At 62.0% G+C, this 19,081-nt stretch carries 21 protein-coding genes; 12 read left to right on the top strand and 9 right to left on the bottom strand.

What is annotated here, in order from left to right:
• The first annotated feature begins 138 nt into the window (after window positions 1–138).
• The 3 genes from GQA94_RS18285 to hda all read left to right on the top strand — a co-directional run bounded on the left by GQA94_RS18285 (window position 139) and on the right by hda (window position 3,123).
• Window positions 139–1,236, top strand: a complete 1,098-nt coding sequence (locus GQA94_RS18285) for a DUF2066 domain-containing protein (protein ID WP_158189343.1) — start codon at window positions 139–141, stop codon at window positions 1,234–1,236.
• A 97-nt stretch (window positions 1,237–1,333) separates the two neighbouring features.
• Window positions 1,334–2,422, top strand: a complete 1,089-nt coding sequence (locus GQA94_RS18280; RefSeq protein WP_158189342.1) for an AI-2E family transporter — start codon at window positions 1,334–1,336, stop codon at window positions 2,420–2,422.
• A complete protein-coding gene (hda, locus tag GQA94_RS18275) occupies window positions 2,419–3,123 on the top strand; it encodes a DnaA regulatory inactivator Hda (protein ID WP_158189341.1) in 705 nt (234 codons plus the stop codon). The genes GQA94_RS18280 and hda overlap by 4 nt, the downstream gene beginning before the upstream one ends.
• Before the next feature lie 61 nt (window positions 3,124–3,184).
• Here hda and GQA94_RS18270 read toward each other — a convergent pair whose 3' ends face one another.
• Genes GQA94_RS18270 through arsC form a run of 3 tightly spaced genes read right to left on the bottom strand, consistent with a single transcriptional unit; the run spans window position 3,185 to window position 4,543 of the window.
• Window positions 3,185–3,595: a DUF2069 domain-containing protein gene (locus tag GQA94_RS18270; protein WP_158189340.1), complete on the bottom strand. Its 411-nt coding sequence runs from the start codon at window positions 3,593–3,595 to the stop codon at window positions 3,185–3,187.
• Window positions 3,588–4,193 carry an NAD(P)H:quinone oxidoreductase gene (gene wrbA, locus GQA94_RS18265; protein ID WP_158189339.1) on the bottom strand — a complete coding sequence of 202 codons (606 nt, stop codon included), beginning with the start codon at window positions 4,191–4,193 and terminating at the stop codon, window positions 3,588–3,590. Before wrbA ends, GQA94_RS18270 begins: the two co-directional genes overlap by 8 nt.
• Window positions 4,190–4,543 (bottom strand): arsenate reductase (glutaredoxin), encoded by a 354-nt coding sequence (gene arsC, locus GQA94_RS18260; RefSeq protein ID WP_158189338.1) that lies wholly within the window; start codon window positions 4,541–4,543, stop codon window positions 4,190–4,192. The genes wrbA and arsC overlap by 4 nt, the downstream gene beginning before the upstream one ends.
• 163 nt (window positions 4,544–4,706) lie before the next feature.
• On the opposite strand from arsC, the gene GQA94_RS18255 reads away from it, so the two are divergent.
• Window positions 4,707–5,924 carry a virulence factor BrkB family protein gene (locus GQA94_RS18255; protein ID WP_158189337.1) on the top strand — a complete coding sequence of 406 codons (1,218 nt, stop codon included), beginning with the start codon at window positions 4,707–4,709 and terminating at the stop codon, window positions 5,922–5,924.
• Between the two features lie 34 nt (window positions 5,925–5,958).
• Window positions 5,959–6,414, top strand: coding sequence for a TlpA family protein disulfide reductase (locus GQA94_RS18250; protein WP_158189336.1), 456 nt, complete (start codon window positions 5,959–5,961; stop codon window positions 6,412–6,414).
• A 60-nt stretch (window positions 6,415–6,474) separates the two neighbouring features.
• Here GQA94_RS18250 and GQA94_RS18245 read toward each other — a convergent pair whose 3' ends face one another.
• The 4 genes from GQA94_RS18245 to GQA94_RS18230 form a co-directional block, all read right to left on the bottom strand.
• On the bottom strand, window positions 6,475–7,047 hold the full coding sequence (locus tag GQA94_RS18245) for a lytic transglycosylase domain-containing protein (protein ID WP_158189335.1): 573 nt from the start codon (window positions 7,045–7,047) through the stop codon (window positions 6,475–6,477).
• Window positions 7,048–7,053: 6 nt separating this feature from the next.
• A complete protein-coding gene (locus tag GQA94_RS18240) occupies window positions 7,054–8,001 on the bottom strand; it encodes a hypothetical protein (protein WP_158189334.1) in 948 nt (315 codons plus the stop codon).
• A gap of 8 nt (window positions 8,002–8,009) precedes the next feature.
• Window positions 8,010–9,725 carry a proline--tRNA ligase gene (locus tag GQA94_RS18235; RefSeq protein WP_158189333.1) on the bottom strand — a complete coding sequence of 572 codons (1,716 nt, stop codon included), beginning with the start codon at window positions 9,723–9,725 and terminating at the stop codon, window positions 8,010–8,012.
• A gap of 156 nt (window positions 9,726–9,881) precedes the next feature.
• The gene (locus GQA94_RS18230) at window positions 9,882–11,162 is read right to left on the bottom strand and encodes an OprD family porin (RefSeq protein ID WP_158189332.1); all 1,281 of its coding nucleotides are present in this window, start codon (window positions 11,160–11,162) and stop codon (window positions 9,882–9,884) included.
• A gap of 463 nt (window positions 11,163–11,625) precedes the next feature.
• Between GQA94_RS18230 and GQA94_RS18225 the strand changes: the two genes are divergently transcribed.
• Both GQA94_RS18225 and GQA94_RS18220 read left to right on the top strand, forming a co-directional pair.
• Window positions 11,626–12,048 carry an HIT family protein gene (locus GQA94_RS18225; protein WP_158189331.1) on the top strand — a complete coding sequence of 141 codons (423 nt, stop codon included), beginning with the start codon at window positions 11,626–11,628 and terminating at the stop codon, window positions 12,046–12,048.
• A gap of 4 nt (window positions 12,049–12,052) precedes the next feature.
• Window positions 12,053–12,259 carry a SlyX family protein gene (locus GQA94_RS18220; protein ID WP_158189330.1) on the top strand — a complete coding sequence of 69 codons (207 nt, stop codon included), beginning with the start codon at window positions 12,053–12,055 and terminating at the stop codon, window positions 12,257–12,259.
• Window positions 12,260–12,300: 41 nt separating this feature from the next.
• Here GQA94_RS18220 and GQA94_RS23570 read toward each other — a convergent pair whose 3' ends face one another.
• On the bottom strand, window positions 12,301–12,936 hold the full coding sequence (locus GQA94_RS23570; RefSeq protein ID WP_158189329.1) for a cold-shock protein: 636 nt from the start codon (window positions 12,934–12,936) through the stop codon (window positions 12,301–12,303).
• 266 nt (window positions 12,937–13,202) lie between these two features.
• Window positions 13,203–13,673 (bottom strand): Dps family protein, encoded by a 471-nt coding sequence (locus GQA94_RS18210; RefSeq protein WP_158189328.1) that lies wholly within the window; start codon window positions 13,671–13,673, stop codon window positions 13,203–13,205.
• Between the two features lie 377 nt (window positions 13,674–14,050).
• On the opposite strand from GQA94_RS18210, the gene aspS reads away from it, so the two are divergent.
• The 5 genes from aspS to ruvB all read left to right on the top strand — a co-directional run bounded on the left by aspS (window position 14,051) and on the right by ruvB (window position 19,072).
• Window positions 14,051–15,826, top strand: a complete 1,776-nt coding sequence (aspS, locus tag GQA94_RS18205) for an aspartate--tRNA ligase (RefSeq protein ID WP_158189327.1) — start codon at window positions 14,051–14,053, stop codon at window positions 15,824–15,826.
• A 78-nt stretch (window positions 15,827–15,904) separates the two neighbouring features.
• Window positions 15,905–16,651, top strand: coding sequence for a YebC/PmpR family DNA-binding transcriptional regulator (locus tag GQA94_RS18200; RefSeq protein ID WP_158189326.1), 747 nt, complete (start codon window positions 15,905–15,907; stop codon window positions 16,649–16,651).
• A 149-nt stretch (window positions 16,652–16,800) separates the two neighbouring features.
• Complete coding sequence (gene ruvC, locus GQA94_RS18195; RefSeq protein WP_158189325.1) at window positions 16,801–17,325, top strand: crossover junction endodeoxyribonuclease RuvC; 525 nt, start codon at window positions 16,801–16,803, stop codon at window positions 17,323–17,325.
• A gap of 89 nt (window positions 17,326–17,414) precedes the next feature.
• A complete protein-coding gene (gene ruvA, locus GQA94_RS18190; RefSeq protein WP_158189324.1) occupies window positions 17,415–18,020 on the top strand; it encodes a Holliday junction branch migration protein RuvA in 606 nt (201 codons plus the stop codon).
• Complete coding sequence (gene ruvB, locus GQA94_RS18185; RefSeq protein WP_158189323.1) at window positions 18,020–19,072, top strand: Holliday junction branch migration DNA helicase RuvB; 1,053 nt, start codon at window positions 18,020–18,022, stop codon at window positions 19,070–19,072. The genes ruvA and ruvB overlap by 1 nt, the downstream gene beginning before the upstream one ends.
• Window positions 19,073–19,081 lie beyond the last annotated feature (9 nt).

Genomic DNA, 19,081 nt, shown 5'->3' with positions numbered 1-19,081 from the left:
GATGCCGACCCTCTCTTGTGAGTGCGGCGGTTGCCCCGACTCAGGGGCCTGTTTAAGGTATGACGCTTGACTCACCGTGCCGGTCGTCGCCGCGCGACCGGCCGGCTCCCCATGACTGGCCAGCCAGCGAGTATCTCCATGCGCCTTATTCCCCGAATGTTTGCCCTGTGCTGTGCGATCGCGTCCGCCCATTCCCTGGCGGCACCGCTCAGCGACCTCTACAAGGTGCGTGAACCCGTCGCCAGCCAACAGCCGGCGGAGCGTGAAGAGGCGCTGCGCAAGGCGTTCGATACGCTGGTGCTGCGCCTCACGGGTGAAGCCGAGACGGGCCAGGCGGGCGTTGCGCGGTTGCGCGAGGATCCGCAGCAACTCGTCAGTCGGTACGCCTATGAAGACAACGCGGTGGTGGTGAACTTCGATCCTGCGACCACGGAGCGGGCGCTGCGATCGGCTGGTCTGTCGCTGTGGGGGGCCGATCGGCCGAGCATTCTCACCTGGTGGCTCACAACCTCGCCCGAGGGCTCGCAGCTCGTTGGTGATGCGCAGGAGGGCTCGTCCGTGTTGCGTGCCGCTGCTCAGCACCGCGGGTTGCCGTTGCGTTTGCCGTTGGCCGACCTGAGTGAGCAGCTGGCGGCCACTGCCGAGACGGTTTCGGCGAAGGAGCCTCAGGCACTGCGCGACGTCTCCGAGCGCTACGATGCCGATGGGCTGCTGGCTGTCGTGGCGAGCCCGTCGGGCGACGCCTGGGAGGCGAACTGGCGCCTCTGGCTTGGCGACAAGCAGACTCAGGGCAAGGCCAGCGGCGAGAGTCGGCCTGCCGTGGCCGACAAGGTGATGCTGGCCGTCAGCACATACCTCGCGCCGCAATACCGCGTGGCACCGGGCGAGACGTCGGAGATCACGCTCGAGGTGCTGGGCGCCGATGTCGATCGGTTCGCCGAGCTGGACCGCCTGCTCGAACCGTTCGGTGCGCGTTTGCAGCGGGTGGAGAGCGATCGGCTGGTGTATCGCCTCAATGCCAGTCCCGAGCAGTTGCGGGCACAGCTGGCGTTGGCGCGCCTGCAGGAAGTGCCGGCTGACGAATTCGAGGCGGCATCGCCGGCTGCCGAGGCGCCAGCCGATGCCAGCGATGCTCTGCCGATCGATGCGCAGGCGCCGCTCGAGGCGCCTGCGCAGCCTGCCGTCCAGGCGACGCCACCGGCCGAACAGGGCGAGTTGCTGCGCTATCGCTGGTAAAGGGTACCGGCGGCCGCGCCGCTGTGTCCGTGCCAGCACAGCCGGTGTCCGCACTGGCCATGCGGCCTCGAAATCAACTGGAGCAAGGCGTCCGAGCATGACGATCACACACACCAACCGCTGGCTATGGCTGGCGGTGCTACTGTTTCTTGGCTGGCTGGTCTATCAGCTTTCGCCGATTCTTTCGCCGTTTCTGGTGGGTATTCTGCTGGCTTATCTGGGTGATCCGCTGGTTGACCGGCTGGAGCGCTGGAGTCTGTCGCGTACCTGGGGTGTGATCCTGGTTTTTGCGCTGTTCATTCTGCTGTGCCTGTTGTTGTTGCTGGTGCTGGTGCCGATGCTTGGCAAGCAACTGATGCACCTGTACCAGTTGGCGCCGCAGGGGCTCGACTGGTTGCAGGTGACCGCGCTGCCCTGGGTGCAGATGCAGTTTGGACTGGACGATGATTTCTGGCGCTTCGATCAACTCAAGAGCGCGTTCTCGGCCAACCTGGGCAGTACCAAGGATGTGGTGGCAGTCATTCTCAGTCAGGCGACGGCTTCCAGCATCGCACTGCTGGCCTGGCTGGCCAACCTGCTGCTGGTGCCTGTGGTGTGCTTCTATCTGCTGCGCGACTGGGACCTGATCATGGCGAAGCTGCGATCATTACTGCCGCGGCGGCGGGAGGAAACCGTCATGGCGCTGATGCGTGAATGCCACGAGGTGATCGGCGCCTTTCTCCGCGGCCAGCTGTTGGTGATGCTGGCCCTGGCGGTGGTCTATTCCGTCGGGCTGATGCTGGTCGGCGTCGAGCTGGGACTGTTGATCGGCGTGCTGGCGGGTCTTGCCAGCATCGTGCCGTATATGGGGTTTGTGGTCGGCATAGGCGCGGCAGTCGTCGCCGTCCTGTTCCAGTTCGGGCTGCAGCCCTATCCGCTGCTGGGTGTCGCTGCGGTGTTCACGGTCGGCCAGATGCTCGAAGGCATGCTGTTGACCCCGCTCCTGGTGGGAGACCGGATCGGTCTGCATCCGGTTGCGGTGATTTTCGCGGTGCTGGCCGGCGGGCAGTTGTTCGGGTTTACCGGCGTGCTACTGGCGTTGCCGGTGGCTGCCGTGATCATGGTTCTGCTGCGTCACGTGCATGATCTCTATAAACTCTCTGACCTCTATGCAGAACCGCCGGTCGACCCGCAGCGCCAACCATGAAACCCATCCAGCTTCCTTTGGGCATCCGCCTTCGCGACGATGCCACCTTTGCCAACTTCTACCCCGGCGCCAACGCTGCCGCGCTGGGTTATGTCGAGCGTATCTGTTCGCCAGAGGCCGGTTGGTCCGATGAGTTGGTCTATCTGTGGGGCAATACGGGCGTGGGTCGCAGCCATCTGTTGCAGGCGGCCTGTCTGCGTGTCGAGCAGCGAGGCGAGCTGGCGGTCTATCTGCCGCTGGCCGATGTGGCTGAATATGGCCCGGCGCTGCTGGACAATCTTGAACAGAGTGAGCTGGTATGCCTGGACGATCTGGATGCCGTGGCCGGTGACCCCGTCTGGGAGGAAGCGCTCTTCCACCTGTTCAACCGGCTGCGTGACGGTGGTCGGCGGCTGTTGCTGGCCGCGGATGCCTCTCCGCGGGAAATCGCTGTGCAACTGGCGGACCTCAAGTCCCGTCTGAGCCTTTCGCTGGTGTTTCAACTGCAGGCGCTGTCCGATGAGGACAAGCTGCGCGCGTTGCAGCTTCGCGCCTCTCGCCGCGGCCTGAACCTGCCAGACGATGTTGGACGCTTCATCCTCACCCGTGGCGCGCGTAGCATGAGTGCGCTGTTCGAGTTGCTGGACCGGCTCGATCAGGCTTCGTTGCAGGCACAGCGCAAGCTCACTATTCCCTTTCTCAAGGAAACGCTCGGCTGGTAGCGATCCGCTGGGCCGCGCGGTCAGGAACAACAGTGATGCCTGACTGCGCGGTCAAGGGCTTTCAGCTCTCGCCTGCGGCCTTGCGCTCGTACTGGTAAGCCCAGCGCGTGTAAAGCAGTGCGCTGACGAATAGCGTCAGGCTGATGATCGCCTCCAGCCAGCCGTACACCATCCGGGCCGGATCGATGGCGGCGAGCACGCCCTGGATGAAGTAAAGATTGACGATGAAGCAGGTCCAGGCGTGGGCCCGGGGACTGCCGGCAATCATGCCTGGCGCGATCAGCAACAGTGGAATCAGCTGAATGCCGACCACGACCCAGGTTCGCGCGCCGTGCAGATCGGCGAACACCAGATTCCAGACGATCAGCAGTACGCCGAGGCCGATGAAGCTGGCCAGGCTGAGCGATCGGCTGACTTTCACCCGCGGTGCCAGCCATTCAAGGGACGGCAGGGGTTTGGGTGTTCTAGCCACGGTCATTCTCCAGGCGCTTGGCGGTTTGGGCGAGGCGTTGGCCCAGCGCGCGACAGAGGCTGATTTCGTGCTCATCCAGCAGGCGCTTGGAATCCGCACCAGCATGATGGCTGGGGCCGTAGGGCGTGCCGCCACCGCGGGTTTCGAGCAGGGCGTTTTCGCTGTAGGGCAGGCCGAGCACCAGCATGCCGTGGTGCAGCAAGGGCAGCAGCATGGACAGCAGCGTGGTTTCCTGGCCCCCATGCAGGCTTGAGGTCGAGGTAAACACGCCGGCGGGTTTGCCGACCAGTTCGCCGGTCAGCCAGAGCCCGCTTGTGCCGTCCAGGAAGTATTTCAGCGGGGCGGCCATGTTGCCGAAGCGGGTCGGGCTGCCAAGCGCCAGACCCGAGCAGTGCTTCAGATCGTCGAGCGTTGCGTAGACCGCGCCTTGCTCCGGAATCGCAGGCGCCACGGCTTCGCATTCGCTTGATACCGCCGGTACGGTGCGCAGTCGCGCCTCGAGGCCGGCTTGCTCGACGCCGCGTGCAATCTGCCGTGCCATCTCGGTCGTGGCGCCGTGGCGGCTGTAGTAGAGCACCAGGATATAGGGCGCATTCATGGCAGAATCTCCAGCACCTTCTCCGGCGGCCGGCCAATCACCGCCACCTCGCCTGCAACCAGAATCGGCCGCTCGATCAATTCAGGATGAGCGACCATCGCATCGATGAGAGCGGCGTCGCTCAGCGTGGTGTCGGCCAGGTTGAGACTTGTGTATGGCTTCTCGCCGGTGCGCAGCAATTGACGCGGCCCGATTCCCAGGCGGGCGAGGATCTGTTGCAGCTCGGTCGCAGAGGGCGGTGTCTCGAGGTAGCGGATGACGGTGGGGGTCATGCCCCGTGCTTCGAGCAATGCCAGCGCGCCACGGGATTTCGAGCAGCGTGGATTGTGATAGAGGGTCAGTTCGGTCATTTGGGGTTGCTTCGCGCCAGGGTAGGTGGCCATTCTAACCTCCAATACAGCCAGGCCTGAAACGACGGTCGCGCACGATTGGTGTGCCAAGGTAGGCTTTCGGTTGTCACACGCCTGCAGACACGCGGGTTCCGATGATCGCGATTGGCATCGAGGGGATGGAATGCAGCAACGGATCAAGGATTTCACGGAGTTCGGTCGTTTCCTGGTGCAACGTTTCCTGGCGGACCGTGGCCCGCACAGCGCGGCTGCGTTGACCTACACCACGCTCTTCGCGGTGGTGCCGATGATGACGGTGACCTTCGCCATGCTTTCTGCGATCCCCGCGTTTCAGGGCGTCGGTGAACAGATCCAGATGTACATTTTCAGCAACTTTATCCCCTCCACTGGCGCGACCATTCAGCAGTACCTGGTGGCTTTCACCGATCAGGCCAGGCAGCTCACCTGGTTCGGCGTGGGATTCCTGATGGCGACGGCGCTGATGATGCTGCTGACCATCGAAAAGGCTTTCAACGTGATCTGGAGGGTGCGCCAGCCGCGCCGCGGGATTTCCAGCTTCCTGCTGTACTGGGCGATCCTCAGCCTCGGCCCGCTGTTGCTGGGTGCCGGTTTCGCCATGAGCACGTACATCACGTCCCTGTCGCTGATTTCGGGCCCCGACGCGTTGATTGGCGCCCGCACCGTGCTCAAGGCGATGCCGCTGGTGCTCAGCATCGCGGCGTTCACGCTGATCTATGCCGCCGTACCGAATACGCGCGTGCCGCTGCGTCACGCAGTGGTCGGCGGCACCTTCACTGCGGTGCTGTTCGAGGCGGCCAAGCAGCTGTTCGGCTTGTATGTCAGTTACTTCCCCAGCTACCAATTGATCTACGGGGCGTTCGCGGCGGTGCCGCTGTTTCTGCTCTGGGTCTATCTGTCCTGGATGATCGTCCTGTTCGGTGCGGAGCTGGTATGCGGGCTGTCTTCGTCGCAGCAATGGCGGCGCCGCTCGATCCCGCGTTTGCTGGTCATGCTGGGGCTGCTGCGCGTGCTCTACGACAGCCAGCTGGCCGGACGTGAGGTGCGCCTGCGCGATGCCCATCGAAGCGGCTGGCCGCTACCGGAGGATGAATGGGACGAAATCTTCGAGTTTTTCGAGCGCGAGCATCTCGTTTGCCGGACCGGGTCCGGTTGGGTGCTGTGCCGCGACCTTCATCATTACAGCTTCGATCAGTTGCTGCGCTGCAATCCGTGGCCGCTTTCGGGCAGACAGTCGCTGCCCGAGCATCTGGATGAACCCTGGTATCCGACGCTGCGCCAGTCCTTCGAGTTGCTCCACAGGGAACAGGCGAACCTGTTCGGTGGCAGTGTCGCTGACTGGTTGCAGGCGCGGCGTGTATGAACATTTCGGTCTGCGGCACTGCAAGGAAATGAAGATGATCAAGCGATCCAAGGGGCTGCTCGGTTTGCTCGCCTGCCTGGCCCTGGCTGGCTGCGCAGAAGATTGGGGGCCGGACCAGCACGGTGTGGAAGTCACCGCTCAGCAACTCGAAGGTCAATGGCTGTTGATCAACTACTGGGCGCAATGGTGCGGTCCATGCCGTACCGAGATTCCGGAATTGAATGCGCTCGACCAGGCAAGAGACGATGTGACGGTGCTCGGGGTCAACTTCGACGGCCTCCAGGGCGACGAGCTGACCGCCGCGAGCGCGGACCTGGGCATCGGGTTCAGAGTGCTCAGTGTGGACCCATCCGAGCGACTGGACCTTCCGCGCAGCGCGGTGTTGCCAGTGACCTACATCGTCGACAGCAGTGGAAAGGTGCGAGCGAGTCTGGTCGGCGAGCAGACTGGCGAAGGGCTTCAGGCGCAATTGCAGCGACTGGGGCGATGACGGCTCAGGCGCGCTGAGGAACGACAAGGCCGCGCGGCGCTTTGCCTGCCAGCCCGTGGTTCAAGGTTTGACGTACCAGAAGTCCTGCCAGAAGCCGATGACCTTGGCGGGATAATGGTGTTTGCCCAGGCTGCCGTTGTAGCGTGACAGCGCGCGGTTGATGTCGCCGTTTTCCTTTTTCAGGTAGTAACTGAGGATGGTGCAGCCGTAGCGAAGATTGGTGGCGTTGTCGGTGAGGTTGTCCTGCGGGCGACCCAGCTCGGCTTTCCAGAACGGCATCACCTGCATCATTCCCTGTGCGCCAACGCTCGAAATGGCAAATCGGTCGAAATGGCTTTCAGCATGGATCAGCGCCAGGACCATGTCAGGTTTGAGTCCCGCCCGGCTCGCTTCCTGATGCACCAGCCGCAGCAGCGTCAGGCGCTCCTGCGGGTCGGGAACGTAGCGCTTGAGTCGCGTCGACATGTCCAGCAGCCAGACCTCGGCATCGAATCGATCCTCAAAGCTTTCGGCCTGTGCAACGGTGTGTTGCATCAGTTCGCGCAATTCCGGCTCCGGTGCCTGACGAACGCTGGCCAAGACCGGCCAGGCGGCCATCAGCGCCAACAGGCACAGGCAGGGAAGCGCCTTCATCGCGGGTCAGTCGTCTTCGCCGGGATCGCTGGCCTGGCGACCGGCGTCCTGCATCAGGCTGCGCAGAAACTCCTGCTGCAGATCCGGATCGTGGCGGGTCAACTCGATCAGGCTCTGTTCGAGTTCACTGGCTTCCTCCTCGAGTCCGAGTTTCGACAGCCGCTGGACGCGATGCACCCACTGGTTGACATCGTCACCCTCGAGGTCGTCGAAGATCAGGTCGTGGGCTTCGAGCAGTTTCGCGCGCAGGCTGCGGCTGACCAGCAGCGTCGCCTCGGCGCGGGTAGCGTCCTGCGGATCTTCGACGCGCAGCAAAAGCTTGCCGACCGAACTGACATCCTGATCGGCGAGCGCACCGTCGAGCAGATTCAATCGCAGCACGCCATTGCGGTCGGTGCTCAGCTCGTGGGTTTCATCACCGGCCATCACCAGCACCGGGCGCTCGGCCCAAGGCAGGCTGGAATATTCGAGCCGTGCATCACGCCGCCGCTCGTCGAGGCTTGCGAGGTTCTGCTGCGAGCGGCCGTTGGACTCGACGTTCACGAACGGATTGAGGCCCGCGAAGCCGTAGCTGATCCAGCCGCGCGTGGCGCTCTCCGGCAAGTTGCCCAGCAACACGACGTTGAGCACGTTGGCGCCTATTCCGGCAACCACTGCAACGGCACCCAGGGGAACCTCGTACAGCTCACGCCACGCCTGATAAGGCGTATAGCGGTCATAGCGGCGAGTCACCTCGAAATCGGTGACTTCGAAGGTCTTCTGGTCGAGCACGCGTATGCGTCGCTGAGGCAGTTCAAGTAACGGGGCGCCCACTTCGATGCGCAGGCTGTGGTCAAGCAGCGTGCGCTCGGTACGGGCTTCGTGTTCGCTGCGCTGGGGCAACTGGTTGGCGCAGCCACTCACAAAAAGCGCCACGCAAAGCGTGGCGCAGGTTGAAGCACTTCGGTTGAGCATGATTTCCGTCAGCGACTGGCGCGCGATTTGATGAACTCAAGGATTTCAGCGGCAGGGACGGCCTGGCTTTCGGCATCACGGCGATGCTTGTATTCCAGTGTGCCGTCGGCAAGCCCACGGTCGCCCACGACGATGCGATGCGGGATACCCACCAGCTCCATATCGGCAAATTTGACGCCGGGGCTGGTCTTTTTGTCACGGTCATCGAGCAGAACGTCGTAGCCGGCGGCGGTCAGCTCTGCGTAGAGCTTGTCCGTCGCCTCGCGAACGGCCTGATTTTCGTATTTCATCGGTACCAACGCGATCTGGAAGGGCGCCAGCGCGTCCGGCCACAGAATGCCGCGATCATCGTAGTTCTGCTCGATGGCAGCGGCGACGACACGCGAAACGCCAATGCCATAGCAGCCCATGGTCAGGGTTACGGGTTTGCCATTCTCGCCCATGACGCTGCAATTCATCGCTTCGCTGTACTTGGTGCCCAGCTGGAAGATATGTCCGACTTCGATGCCTCGCTTGATCACCAGCGTGCCCACGCCGTCGGGGCTCGGATCGCCGGCAACCACGTTGCGCAGGTCCGCGACCTCAGGCACCGGCAGGTCGCGCTCCCAGTTGACGCCGAAGTAATGCTTGTCTTCCTGGTTGGCGCCGGCCGCGAAGTCGCTCATCAGCGCGACCGAGCGATCAATGACGCAATCGATGGGTAGGTTCAGCGGGCCCAGCGAGCCAGGGCCGGCACCGATGGCCGAACGGATCTCGGCATCGGATGCGAACACCAGCGGGCTCAGCACCTGGGCCAGATTCGCGGCCTTGATTTCGTTCAGTTCATGGTCGCCACGAACCACCAGTGCTACCAGTCGGCCTTCTTCGGCACCATGAACGACCAGCGTCTTGATGGTTTTCTCGATGGGCAGTTGGAACTGCTCGACCAGCGCGGCGATGGTTTTGCAGTTCGGCGTGTCTACCAGGCGCAACGCCTCGGTGGCGGCGCCACGCTCGGTCTCGCGGGCGATGGCCTCGGCCTTCTCGATATTGGCGGCATAGTCGGAACTGTCGCTGAAGGCGATGTCATCCTCGCCTGAATCGGCCAGCACATGGAACTCGTGCGAGCCGGTGCCGCCGATCGAGCCGGTGTCAGCCTGCACGGGCCGGAAGTTCAGGCCCAGGCGGGTGAAGATGTTGCAGTACGCCTGATGCATGCGGTCATAGGTTTCCTGCAACGATTGCTGGTCGGCATGGAACGAGTAGGCGTCCTTCATGAGAAACTCGCGCCCGCGCATCAGGCCGAAGCGCGGGCGGATTTCGTCGCGGAATTTGGTCTGGATCTGGAAGAAGTTGATGGGCAACTGCTTGTAGCTGTTCAGCTCGTTGCGCGCCAGATCGGTGATGACTTCCTCGTGGGTCGGGCCGACGCAGAATTCACGGTCATGGCGATCTTTCAGACGCAGCAGTTCGGGACCGTATTGCTCCCAGCGGCCTGACTCCTGCCAGAGTTCGGCGGGCTGGATTGCAGGCATCAGGACTTCGAGTGCGCCGGCCTTGTTCATCTCATCGCGAACGATGGCTTCGGCCTTGCGTAACGCGCGCAGCCCCATCGGCATCCAGGTATAGAGCCCGGAAGCGAGCTTGCGAATCATCCCGGCACGCAGCATCAGCTGATGGCTGATGACAACCGCGTCGGAAGGCGTTTCTTTGAGCGTCGAGAGCAGGAACTGACTGGTGCGCATGTGGGCCGTTGTGTCCTTGCAGAGCGGGGAAATTGGCCCAGCATTGTACGGCGGCGCCACGGTGGCGTACAGAATCGATCGGTTGGTGAGCCAGAACGAAGAAGCCCGGCGATCGCCGGGCTTCTTTGTATGACTCGAGTCGCTGACAGGCCTGCGTTACAGGATGCTCAGCGGGTACTCGATGATCAGGCGGGTGTCGCTCAGGTCGTTGTCGAGACCGTTCGTGGCCTGATAGAAGGCCTGACGTACACGCAGGGAAAGGTCCTTGGCCGGGCCTTCCTGGAATACGTACTTGGCTTCGATGTCCCACTCGGTTTCTTCGGCATCGGCGTTGCCGGCGCCCATGTTGATGTTGCTACCCTCGATGTAGCGGGTCATGAAGCTGAGACCCGATACGCCGTAGGCCGCCATGTCGAGGTCGTAGCGGACCTGCCAGGACTGCTCGTCTTCATAGAAGAAGTCCGAATACTGGACGGAGTTGCCCAGCCATACGGTGCCGCCGCCGTCGATGCCATACACGTACCCGTTGGTGTTGAAGCCACCATGGGATTTCTGATAGGCAGCCGTGAAGCTATGTGCGCCGAGCGAGTAGGTGGTCGCCAGGCTCCAGATGGTGTTGTCTTCGTCCTGACCCGTGCCGGTGAATTCGGCATCGTAGTCGGTCTTGTAGATATTGAAATCAAAGGCCAGCGACTGGTCGTCGGCGAGCGCCATGTTGTAGTTGGCGTTGCCGTAGATCTTCTCGAACGCATCCTTCACATCGGAGTAGTACAGCGATGTGCTGAGGTTGTCGGTGAAGGCATAGGTACCACCGATGAGGTTGATCTCTTCGAGGCCTTCGGAGTCGTGGCCGGTCTGGGACTTGCCGCTCAGGGCGGTGAAGCGACCGAGGTTCAGTTCGAGGCCGTCGATCTCGCTGCTGGTGATCAGGCCGCCACGTGCGGTTTCAGGCAGCAAGCGAGCGTCATCGGTGGAGAACACCGGAAGTGCTACGAACTGGGTGCCGTACTTCAGTACGGTATCCGAAACGCGGAATTTGACCGCGGCGCCCGCCTCGGAGTAGTCATCACGAGCGCGGCCATCGGCATCGACCGGGAACAGGCCATTGCCTGCACGGCCACGGCCCGAGTCCAGTTTCACGCCCAGCAGGCCGATCGCATCGACACCCACGCCGATGGTGCCCTGGGTGAAGCCGGATTCGAATGTGCCGATGAAGCCGTGGCCCCACTCTTCGCGGTAGCTCTGGCCGTTCTGAGTGGCGGTGCCGCCGTTTCCGTTATCGCGGAAATCACGGTTCATATACATGTTGCGGTTGAAGATGGTCAGGCTGCTGCCTTCAACGAAGCCTTCCGATTCGGACTGGCTGGACGCCAATGCCATTTGCGACGTGCCGGCCGCAACGGCCACGGCGATTACGCTCCACTTCATCACCTTCATAGTGATTGCTCCTTTGGTTTCAAATTGGTGCTTGCTTTCCTGCGTGCGCCGGAAAGAGGCATCTTTATTTTCGGTATACAAGCTCAATTTCAGTCCTTGTTTGCCTAGCTGGTCGAAACCTGCAGCAAGCCCTGGAATTTGTTTCCGAGAATTACTGTGTAGCTGGGGAAACTAGCGCCAGCAAGCTTAACCCAGCTATTTCCGTTTTTCTCCCCCTTCATTTACCGCTTTTTTGCTTTAAAGCAATAACCGTGCACAAATAGCGAAAGCTGATGATTTACCGCGTTCTATAGGCTTTGCCGAAGTGGTTCCGCGCTAAAGCTGGGCGATGGCGGGATGCAAGCGCTCCAAGTTGGTGCGTCGTCGGCTGGGTGTTGGCGGGCAGGCGTTGGAGTATTCTTGCGGGATGATCAGGCGCGGCCAAGTGCCGTGCTGGTTTCAAGATAACAACAGGAGCGCCGTTATGTTTGTTCTCGATTCACGGCTGGAGCAGGACACTTTATACCTGGGCGATTTTCCGCTGTGCCGATTGCTGCTGATGAACGATGCCAGCTATCCCTGGTTCATTCTCGTACCGCGCCGCGAGGAGGTCAGTGAGCTGTTTCAGTTGGACCCGACGGATCAGCAAGCGCTATGGCAGGAAGCGACCGCCCTGGCCGAAACGGTGAAAGACACCTTCGGTGCCGACAAGATGAATGTCGCGACCCTGGGTAACGTCGTCAGCCAGTTGCACGTGCACGTCATCGCCCGGCGCCGGGACGATGCGTCCTGGCCGGCGCCTGTCTGGGGACGTGCGCCGGCGAAGCCCTATGACGCGGCGCAGGCCGATGCTGTCAGGCAGAAGCTGAAGATGGTGCTGACCGATCACTTTCGTTTTGCAGGATGACCTTATGGAGTTGGAACAACGCATCACCGATCTCGAAGCGCGCCTGGCGTTTCAGGACGATACGATCCAAACCCTCAATGACGTGCTGATTGCCCAGCAGCGCACCGTCGAGCGCCTGCAGGCACAGGTGGGAATTCTTGCCAGACGGCAGGAGGACATGCAGAGCCGGATGGGGGGAGAAGAGGACGAAGCGCCTCCGCCGCACTATTAACAAGGCGGCGCAAGCGCAATCGCCAGTCTGGCGCGTGGGTGTCAGTTCGGCTGGGTTGCGACAACGTCCTCGGCCTGCAGGCCCTTGTCGCGCATCATGATAGTGAACTCGACCCGTTGACCTTCAACCAGCACGCGGTGGCCTTCGCCTCGAATGGCTCGGAAGTGGACGAACACGTCGTCGCCACTGTCCCGGGAAATGAAGCCGAAGCCTTTCGAGGTGTTGAACCACTTCACCGTGCCCGTCTCGCGCCCGGCTGCTGGTGGTGCGACGCGTTTGGGCTGGCTTTTGCGGGTATTGGGCGAGGGGCTGCGGCTAGCGGTGCCTGCCTCGTTCGACTGGCTGGTCGCCAGCTGCAGCAGTACGGCAACGAAGGCCAGCATCAGGCTGACGAGGGTGGCTGGTTGGCCTGCGATCGCGGCGACCGGAATCAGCGTTATCGCCGCCTGCACCACAACCGCGGCGATCAGCAATACGCCGGCGGCTACCAGGACGGGGCGGCCCCGCGCGCCGATCGTGCGTTGTGCCGATGAAGCGAACTGTACGTTCAGCAGACCCAGAAACATCAGGGCCAATGCGTCAGGTTGCAACAGCACGGGCATTGCGCCCGTCAGGCTGGGGATGAATGACAGCGCCAGCGCAGCGACGCCCGTTAATACATGGATGATCTTAAGCATTCGTATGACTCACAGTTAAATAGTACGGCAGAAGCCGACAGGCGCTGGGCAATTGGAAACTGAGCGTGAATAAACGGTCGCTCGTATTTGATGGTGCCAGCCTGCGGCGCGCGTATTTAACAGTAAAGGAGGGCGCCGCTCAAATGACTTGCGGCAGGGACGACGGCGGGATGGGCGGTCCGGGTGACCGGCGATGGGAGCTTGACGGGGTCCACGGGATAGCCGCGGTCGCGGCTATCCCGTAACGCCGGGTCAAAAGTCGGGTATCAGGCCGCCAGCAGGCTGCGCAGCATCCAGGCTGTCTTCTCATGTACCTGCATGCGCTGGGTCAGAAGGTCGGCGGTGGGTTCGTCACTGACCTTTTCCAGTAGCGGAAAGATGCCGCGTGCGGTGCGAACGACCGCTTCCTGTCCCTCGACCAGCAGTTTGATCATGTCTTCGGCGGCGGGAATGCCTTCCTGTTCCTTGATCGAAGACAGCTTGGCATAGGCGGCATAGGTGCCTGGCGCCGGGAAGCCCAGTGCGCGGATGCGCTCGGCGATATCATCGACGGCGACGGCCAGTTCGGTGTACTGGGTCTCGAACATCGTGTGCAGGGTGTTGAACATCGGCCCTGTTACGTTCCAATGGAAGTTGTGTGTCTTGAGGTACAGCGTATAGGTGTCGGCCAGCAGGCGGGACAAACCCTCCGCGATTGCTGCACGATCCTGTTCGGCGATACCAATATTGATTTCCATGGTTGTCTCCCGTTTGATGAATTCATAGACAGTTATGCCAGAAAATGAGCGCGCATGGTGAGTGGCGCACTGTCGCCAATCATAATCTGATGGTTTGAAGCTCGCGGACGAGGTTGGTTTCACTCCGCGTCGATGATCACGTCCATCGCCAAGACTATCGGTCGCCGGCTGCGTTGAGGCGATTATGTCGATATAATCCCGCGCTTGTGTCGGGCGGCTTGTTTGCCGTACGGGTAGGGCCGCGCTTGATGCCGGTCACTCGCCCTTTCAGTGTCGATGAGTGACCAATTCGGACGGAATGCCGCGAAAGCGCCGTCTGCCCAGTCGCGAGTCGAGCGACCCAACGAATTTCCAAGATACGAGAAGCGAACCTCACCATGATGCGCAGCCATTATTGCGGCCAGTTGAACGAAAGCCTGGACGGCCAGGAAATTACTCTTTGCGGTTGGGTTCACCGCCGTCGCGACCACGGCGGGGTCATTTTCCTCGATGTGCGTGACCGTGAAGGCCTGGCGCAGGTGGTGTTCGACCCTGATCGTGCCGAAACCTTCGCCGCGGCGGACAAGGTGCGCAGCGAATATGTCATCAAGATCACCGGCAAGGTGCGTCTGCGCCCGGCCGGCGCGGTCAACCCGAACATGGCGTCGGGTGCGATCGAAGTGCTGGGATACGCGCTCGAAGTGCTGAACGAAGCGGAAACGCCGCCGTTCCCCCTCAACGAGTACAGCGATGTCGGTGAAGAAACGCGGCTGCGCTATCGTTTCATCGACCTGCGCCGGCCGGAAATGGCCGAGAAGCTCAAGCTGCGCTCGAGCATTACCACCAGCATCCGCCGTTACCTGGACGAAAACGGCTTCCTCGACGTGGAAACGCCGATCCTGACGCGTGCCACGCCGGAAGGCGCGCGCGACTATCTGGTCCCCAGCCGCACGCATCCCGGCAGTTTCTTCGCGCTGCCGCAGTCGCCCCAGCTGTTCAAGCAGTTGCTGATGGTTGCCGGCTTCGATCGCTATTATCAGATCGCCAAGTGCTTCCGCGACGAAGACCTGCGTGCCGATCGCCAGCCTGAATTCACTCAGATCGACATCGAGACCAGCTTCCTCGACGAGTCCGACATCATCGGTATCACCGAAGGCATGGTGCGCAAGCTGTTCAAGGAAGTGTTGGGCGTCGAGTTCGGCGAATTCCCGCACATGCCATTCGAAGAAGCCATGCGTCGTTATGGTTCGGACAAGCCGGATCTTCGTATCCCACTGGAGCTGGTCGACGTCGCCGATCAGCTGCAGCAGGTCGAGTTCAAGGTATTCAGCGGTCCGGCCAACGATCCGAAGTGCCGCGTTGCGGCGCTGCGCGTACCGGGCGGGGCGAGCATGCCGCGCAAGCAGATCGACGATTACACCAAGTTCGTCGGCATCTACGGTGCCAAGGGCCTGGCATACATCAAGGTCAACGAGCGCGCCAAAGGCGTCGAAGGCTTGCAGTCTCCGATCGTCAAGAACATCCCGGAAGACAAGCTCAACGTGATCCTCGACCGCGTGGGCGCGGTCGATGGCGATATCGTCTTCTTCGGCGCGGACAAGGCCAAGATCGTCTCCGAAGCGCTGGGCGCGCTGCGTATCAAGCTGGGCCATGACCTGAGCCTGCTGACCTGTGAGTGGGCGCCCATGTGGGTCGTTGACTTCCCGATGTTCGAGGAGAACGATGACGGCTCGCTTTCCGCGCTGCATCATCCGTTCACCGCGCCCCAATGCTCGCCTGCAGAGCTTGAGGCCAATCCGGCCGGTGCGCTGTCACGAGCCTATGACATGGTGCTCAACGGCACCGAACTGGGCGGTGGCTCGATCCGTATCCATCGAAAGGAAATGCAGCAGACCGTGTTCCGCATTCTCGGCATCGACGAAGCGGAGCAGAACGAGAAGTTCGGCTTCCTGCTCGACGCGTTGAAATATGGCGCGCCGCCGCATGGCGGTCTGGCGTTCGGTCTCGATCGTCTGGTGATGCTGATGACCGGCGCCCAGTCGATTCGCGAAGTGATCGCCTTCCCGAAAACCCAGAGCGCCGCGGATGTCATGACCCAGGCGCCGGGCGCGGTGGATGCCAAGGCGTTGCGAGAGCTGCACATTCGCCTGCGCGAGCAGCCCAAGGCCGAATAACGGCGGCATCGGAGCCCAGGGAAACCTGGGCTCTTGGTTTCCAGCAAGATGAAAAGTTGATCAGAAAGGGAGGCAGTTATGGCTGGTCATTCCAAATGGGCCAACATCAAGCACCGCAAGGGGCGCCAGGACGCCAAGCGCGGCAAGATCTTCACCAAGCTCATCCGTGAGTTGACCGTCGCTGCGAAGAGTGGGGCGGTTCCCGCCGACAACCCACGCCTGCGTCTGGCCGTGGACAAGGCGCTGGTCGCCAATATGACTCGTGACACCATCGATCGCGCCATTGCGCGCGGGGCCGGTACCAACGAAGCCGACAACATGGCGGAGTTGACCTACGAAGGTTACGCGCCCAGCGGCGTAGCCATCATCGTCGAAGCGATGACCGACAACCGCAACCGTACCGCGGCGGAGGTGCGCCATGCCTTCAGCAAGCACGGCGGAAACCTGGGTACCGACGGCTCGGTGGCCTACATGTTCGACCGCAAGGGGCAGATCAGCTTCGCGGCCGGCGTCGACGAGGATGCACTGATGGAAGCGGCGCTGGAGGCCGGCGCTGACGACGTGGAAATGGGCGAGGACGGCTCGGCGCTGGTGTCCACAGGCTTTGCCGATTTCCATTCGGTCAACGAAGCGCTGAGCGCAGCCGGTTTCAAGGCCGAGGAAGCGGACATCGCCATGATTCCCTCGATCGCCGCTCCGGTCTCCGATCTCGAAACCGCGCAGAAAGTGTTGCGCCTGATCGATGCGCTGGAAGATCTGGATGACGTGCAGAACGTCTATCACAACGCTGAAATCCCGGACGACATCATGGAGCAGCTGGACTGATCCGCAGCGTCGGTCCCAGGGCCGGAAGCCGCCGTTCGGTGCTTCCGGCTTTTTATTTGGCTCGGGCGTGATGTCCCGTCATGCCACTGGCCGTCGTTCAATGAGCTCCTTATACTGGCGGCTGGATAAATAGACAGTATGGCAACGGCATGACGCTTATCCTGGGGATCGACCCCGGCTCACGTATTACCGGTTATGGCGTGGTGCGCGATACGGGCCGCCACTGCGAGTACGTGGCGTCCGGCTGTATCCGTACCGGCAGCGGCGAGCTGTCGGCTCGTTTGCAAGCGGTATTCGTTGGCGTCAGTGAGGTCATTCGCCTGCACGGCCCGGTGACCATGGGGATCGAGCAGGTTTTCATGGCGCGCAACGCCGACTCTGCGTTGAAGCTCGGGCAGGCGCGTGGCGCCGCGATCGTGGCGGCCGCGGAGCAGGGCCTGGACATCGCCGAGTACACCGCCACGCAGGTCAAACAGGCCATCGCCGGAACGGGTGGGGCCGACAAACAGCAAGTCCAGATGATGGTGATGCACCTGCTCAAGCTGGTGCAGAAACCGCAGATCGATGCGTCCGACGCCCTGGCGATCGCTCTGTGCCATGCCCATCATCGGCAAAGCCTGATCCCGCATGGTCTGGCCGGGGCCAAGCGTCGCAGCGGGCGCCTGCGGTTGTGAGGCTGTCGCGCGAGTCGTTCGCCGAATCGTGGTGCTGATCGAATGGTTCGGCCAGGCCGGGGCCTGTCGGACGGAAGAGGAGAGAGTTAGTGATTGGACGTTTGCGCGGCATCCTGGCTGAGAAACAGCCGCCTCACCTGATACTGGACGCGAACGGCGTCGGCTATGAGGTCGAGGTGCCGATGACGACCCTGTATCGCCTGCCCGCCGTAGGCGAAACGGTCACGCTGCACACTCATCTGGTGGTGCGTGAAGATGCGCATCTGCTGTATGGCTTTGCGGAAAAGCGTGATCGTGAGCTGTTCCGCGAGTTGATCCGTCTCAACGGTGTGGGCCCGAAGCTGGCGCTGGCGCTGATGTCCGGCCTCGAGGTCGATGAGCTGGTGCGCTGTGTCCAGGCGCAGGATACCTCCGTGCTGGTGAAGATACCCGGTGTCGGCAAGAAGACCGCCGAGCGCTTGCTGGTCGAACTCAAGGATCGTTTCAAGGCCTGGGAGACCATGCCGTCCATCGCCACCTTGGTGGTGGAACCTCGTGGAACTGTGGCAGTCTCAAGCGCCGAGAATGACGCCGTAAGCGCCTTGATTTCCCTGGGCTTCAAGCCGCAGGAGGCCAGTCGTGCCGTATCCGCCGTACAGGAAGACGATTTGAGCAGTGAAGACCTGATCCGCCGTGCACTCAAGGGAATGGTCTAGTGATCGAAGCTGATCGTCTGATTACCGCCACCGGTCGTGACCGCGAAGAGCAATTCGACCGCGCCATCCGTCCGCTGAGCCTGGCCGAATACATCGGACAGCCTGTCGTGCGCGAACAGATGGACTTGTTCATTCGCGCCGCTCGGGCCCGCAAGGAAGCCCTCGACCACACCTTGATCTTCGGTCCGCCGGGGCTTGGCAAGACTACGCTGGCGAACATCATCGCCCAGGAGATGGGCGTCTCGATCAAAAGTACGTCGGGGCCGGTTCTCGAGCGTCCGGGCGATCTGGCTGCGCTGCTGACCAACCTGGAAGAAGGTGATGTCCTGTTCGTCGACGAGATTCACCGCTTGTCGCCCATCGTCGAGGAAGTGCTTTATCCCGCGATGGAGGATTTCCAGCTCGACATCATGATCGGCGAAGGACCTGCCGCCCGCTCGATCAAACTCGACCTGCCGCCCTTCACGCTGGTCGGGGCGACCACCCGGGCCGGCATGCTCACCAACCCACTGCGTGATCGATTCGGCATTGTGCAGCGCCTCGAGTTCTACTCCACGGCGGACCTGGCAACGATCGTGACGCGGTCGGCCGGTATTCTCGGTTTGCCCATCGAAGCCGAGGGCGCGCTGGAGATTGCCCGTCGCGCCCGCGGTACGCCGCGGATCGGCAACCGGCTTCTGCGCAGGGTGCGCGATTTTGCCGAGGTCCGCGGCAATGGCGAGATCAGCCGGCAAACCGCCGATCTCGCGCTGAACATGCTGGATGTCGACGAGCGGGGCCTGGACCATCAGGATCGTCGTCTCCTGCTGACCCTGATCGAGAAGTTCGACGGCGGCCCTGTGGGCATCGACAGCCTCGCCGCCGCCATCAGTGAAGAGCGTCATACCATCGAGGATGTTCTCGAGCCTTATCTCATCCAGCAGGGCTACATCATGCGCACGCCGCGAGGGCGGGTGGTCACTCGCCACGCCTACCTGCACTTCGGGCTGAACCTGCCCAAACGCATGGGCGATTCGCCAGTAGGCGACCTCTTCGACGATGACACAGCGTGACAAAAATAT

Origin of the sequence: Stutzerimonas stutzeri (genome assembly GCF_009789555.1) — a bacterium.
Taxonomy (GTDB): Bacteria; Pseudomonadota; Gammaproteobacteria; order Pseudomonadales; family Pseudomonadaceae; genus Stutzerimonas; species Stutzerimonas stutzeri_R.
The sequence above is the reverse complement of the archived record's forward strand: the minus strand, read 5'-3'. Positions and strand labels throughout refer to the sequence as shown.

What these genes read in the sequence shown, in the direction of transcription:
- GQA94_RS18255 (WP_158189337.1), top strand. Translation starts at nt 4,707, where the DNA reads ATGCAGCAACGGATCAAGGATTTCACGGAGTTCGGTCGTTTCCTGGTG.
- GQA94_RS18280 (WP_158189342.1), top strand. Translation starts at nt 1,334, where the DNA reads ATGACGATCACACACACCAACCGCTGGCTATGGCTGGCGGTGCTACTG.
- ruvC (WP_158189325.1), top strand. Translation starts at nt 16,801, where the DNA reads ATGACGCTTATCCTGGGGATCGACCCCGGCTCACGTATTACCGGTTAT.
- GQA94_RS18240 (WP_158189334.1), bottom strand. Translation starts at nt 8,001, where the DNA reads ATGCTCAACCGAAGTGCTTCAACCTGCGCCACGCTTTGCGTGGCGCTT.
- GQA94_RS18235 (WP_158189333.1), bottom strand. Translation starts at nt 9,725, where the DNA reads ATGCGCACCAGTCAGTTCCTGCTCTCGACGCTCAAAGAAACGCCTTCC.
- arsC (WP_158189338.1), bottom strand. Translation starts at nt 4,543, where the DNA reads ATGACCGAACTGACCCTCTATCACAATCCACGCTGCTCGAAATCCCGT.
- GQA94_RS18210 (WP_158189328.1), bottom strand. Translation starts at nt 13,673, where the DNA reads ATGGAAATCAATATTGGTATCGCCGAACAGGATCGTGCAGCAATCGCG.
- GQA94_RS18230 (WP_158189332.1), bottom strand. Translation starts at nt 11,162, where the DNA reads ATGAAGGTGATGAAGTGGAGCGTAATCGCCGTGGCCGTTGCGGCCGGC.
- GQA94_RS18245 (WP_158189335.1), bottom strand. Translation starts at nt 7,047, where the DNA reads ATGAAGGCGCTTCCCTGCCTGTGCCTGTTGGCGCTGATGGCCGCCTGG.
- GQA94_RS18220 (WP_158189330.1), top strand. Translation starts at nt 12,053, where the DNA reads ATGGAGTTGGAACAACGCATCACCGATCTCGAAGCGCGCCTGGCGTTT.
- GQA94_RS18200 (WP_158189326.1), top strand. Translation starts at nt 15,905, where the DNA reads ATGGCTGGTCATTCCAAATGGGCCAACATCAAGCACCGCAAGGGGCGC.
- hda (WP_158189341.1), top strand. Translation starts at nt 2,419, where the DNA reads ATGAAACCCATCCAGCTTCCTTTGGGCATCCGCCTTCGCGACGATGCC.
- GQA94_RS18285 (WP_158189343.1), top strand. Translation starts at nt 139, where the DNA reads ATGCGCCTTATTCCCCGAATGTTTGCCCTGTGCTGTGCGATCGCGTCC.
- GQA94_RS23570 (WP_158189329.1), bottom strand. Translation starts at nt 12,936, where the DNA reads ATGCTTAAGATCATCCATGTATTAACGGGCGTCGCTGCGCTGGCGCTG.
- GQA94_RS18250 (WP_158189336.1), top strand. Translation starts at nt 5,959, where the DNA reads ATGATCAAGCGATCCAAGGGGCTGCTCGGTTTGCTCGCCTGCCTGGCC.
- GQA94_RS18225 (WP_158189331.1), top strand. Translation starts at nt 11,626, where the DNA reads ATGTTTGTTCTCGATTCACGGCTGGAGCAGGACACTTTATACCTGGGC.
- wrbA (WP_158189339.1), bottom strand. Translation starts at nt 4,193, where the DNA reads ATGAATGCGCCCTATATCCTGGTGCTCTACTACAGCCGCCACGGCGCC.
- aspS (WP_158189327.1), top strand. Translation starts at nt 14,051, where the DNA reads ATGATGCGCAGCCATTATTGCGGCCAGTTGAACGAAAGCCTGGACGGC.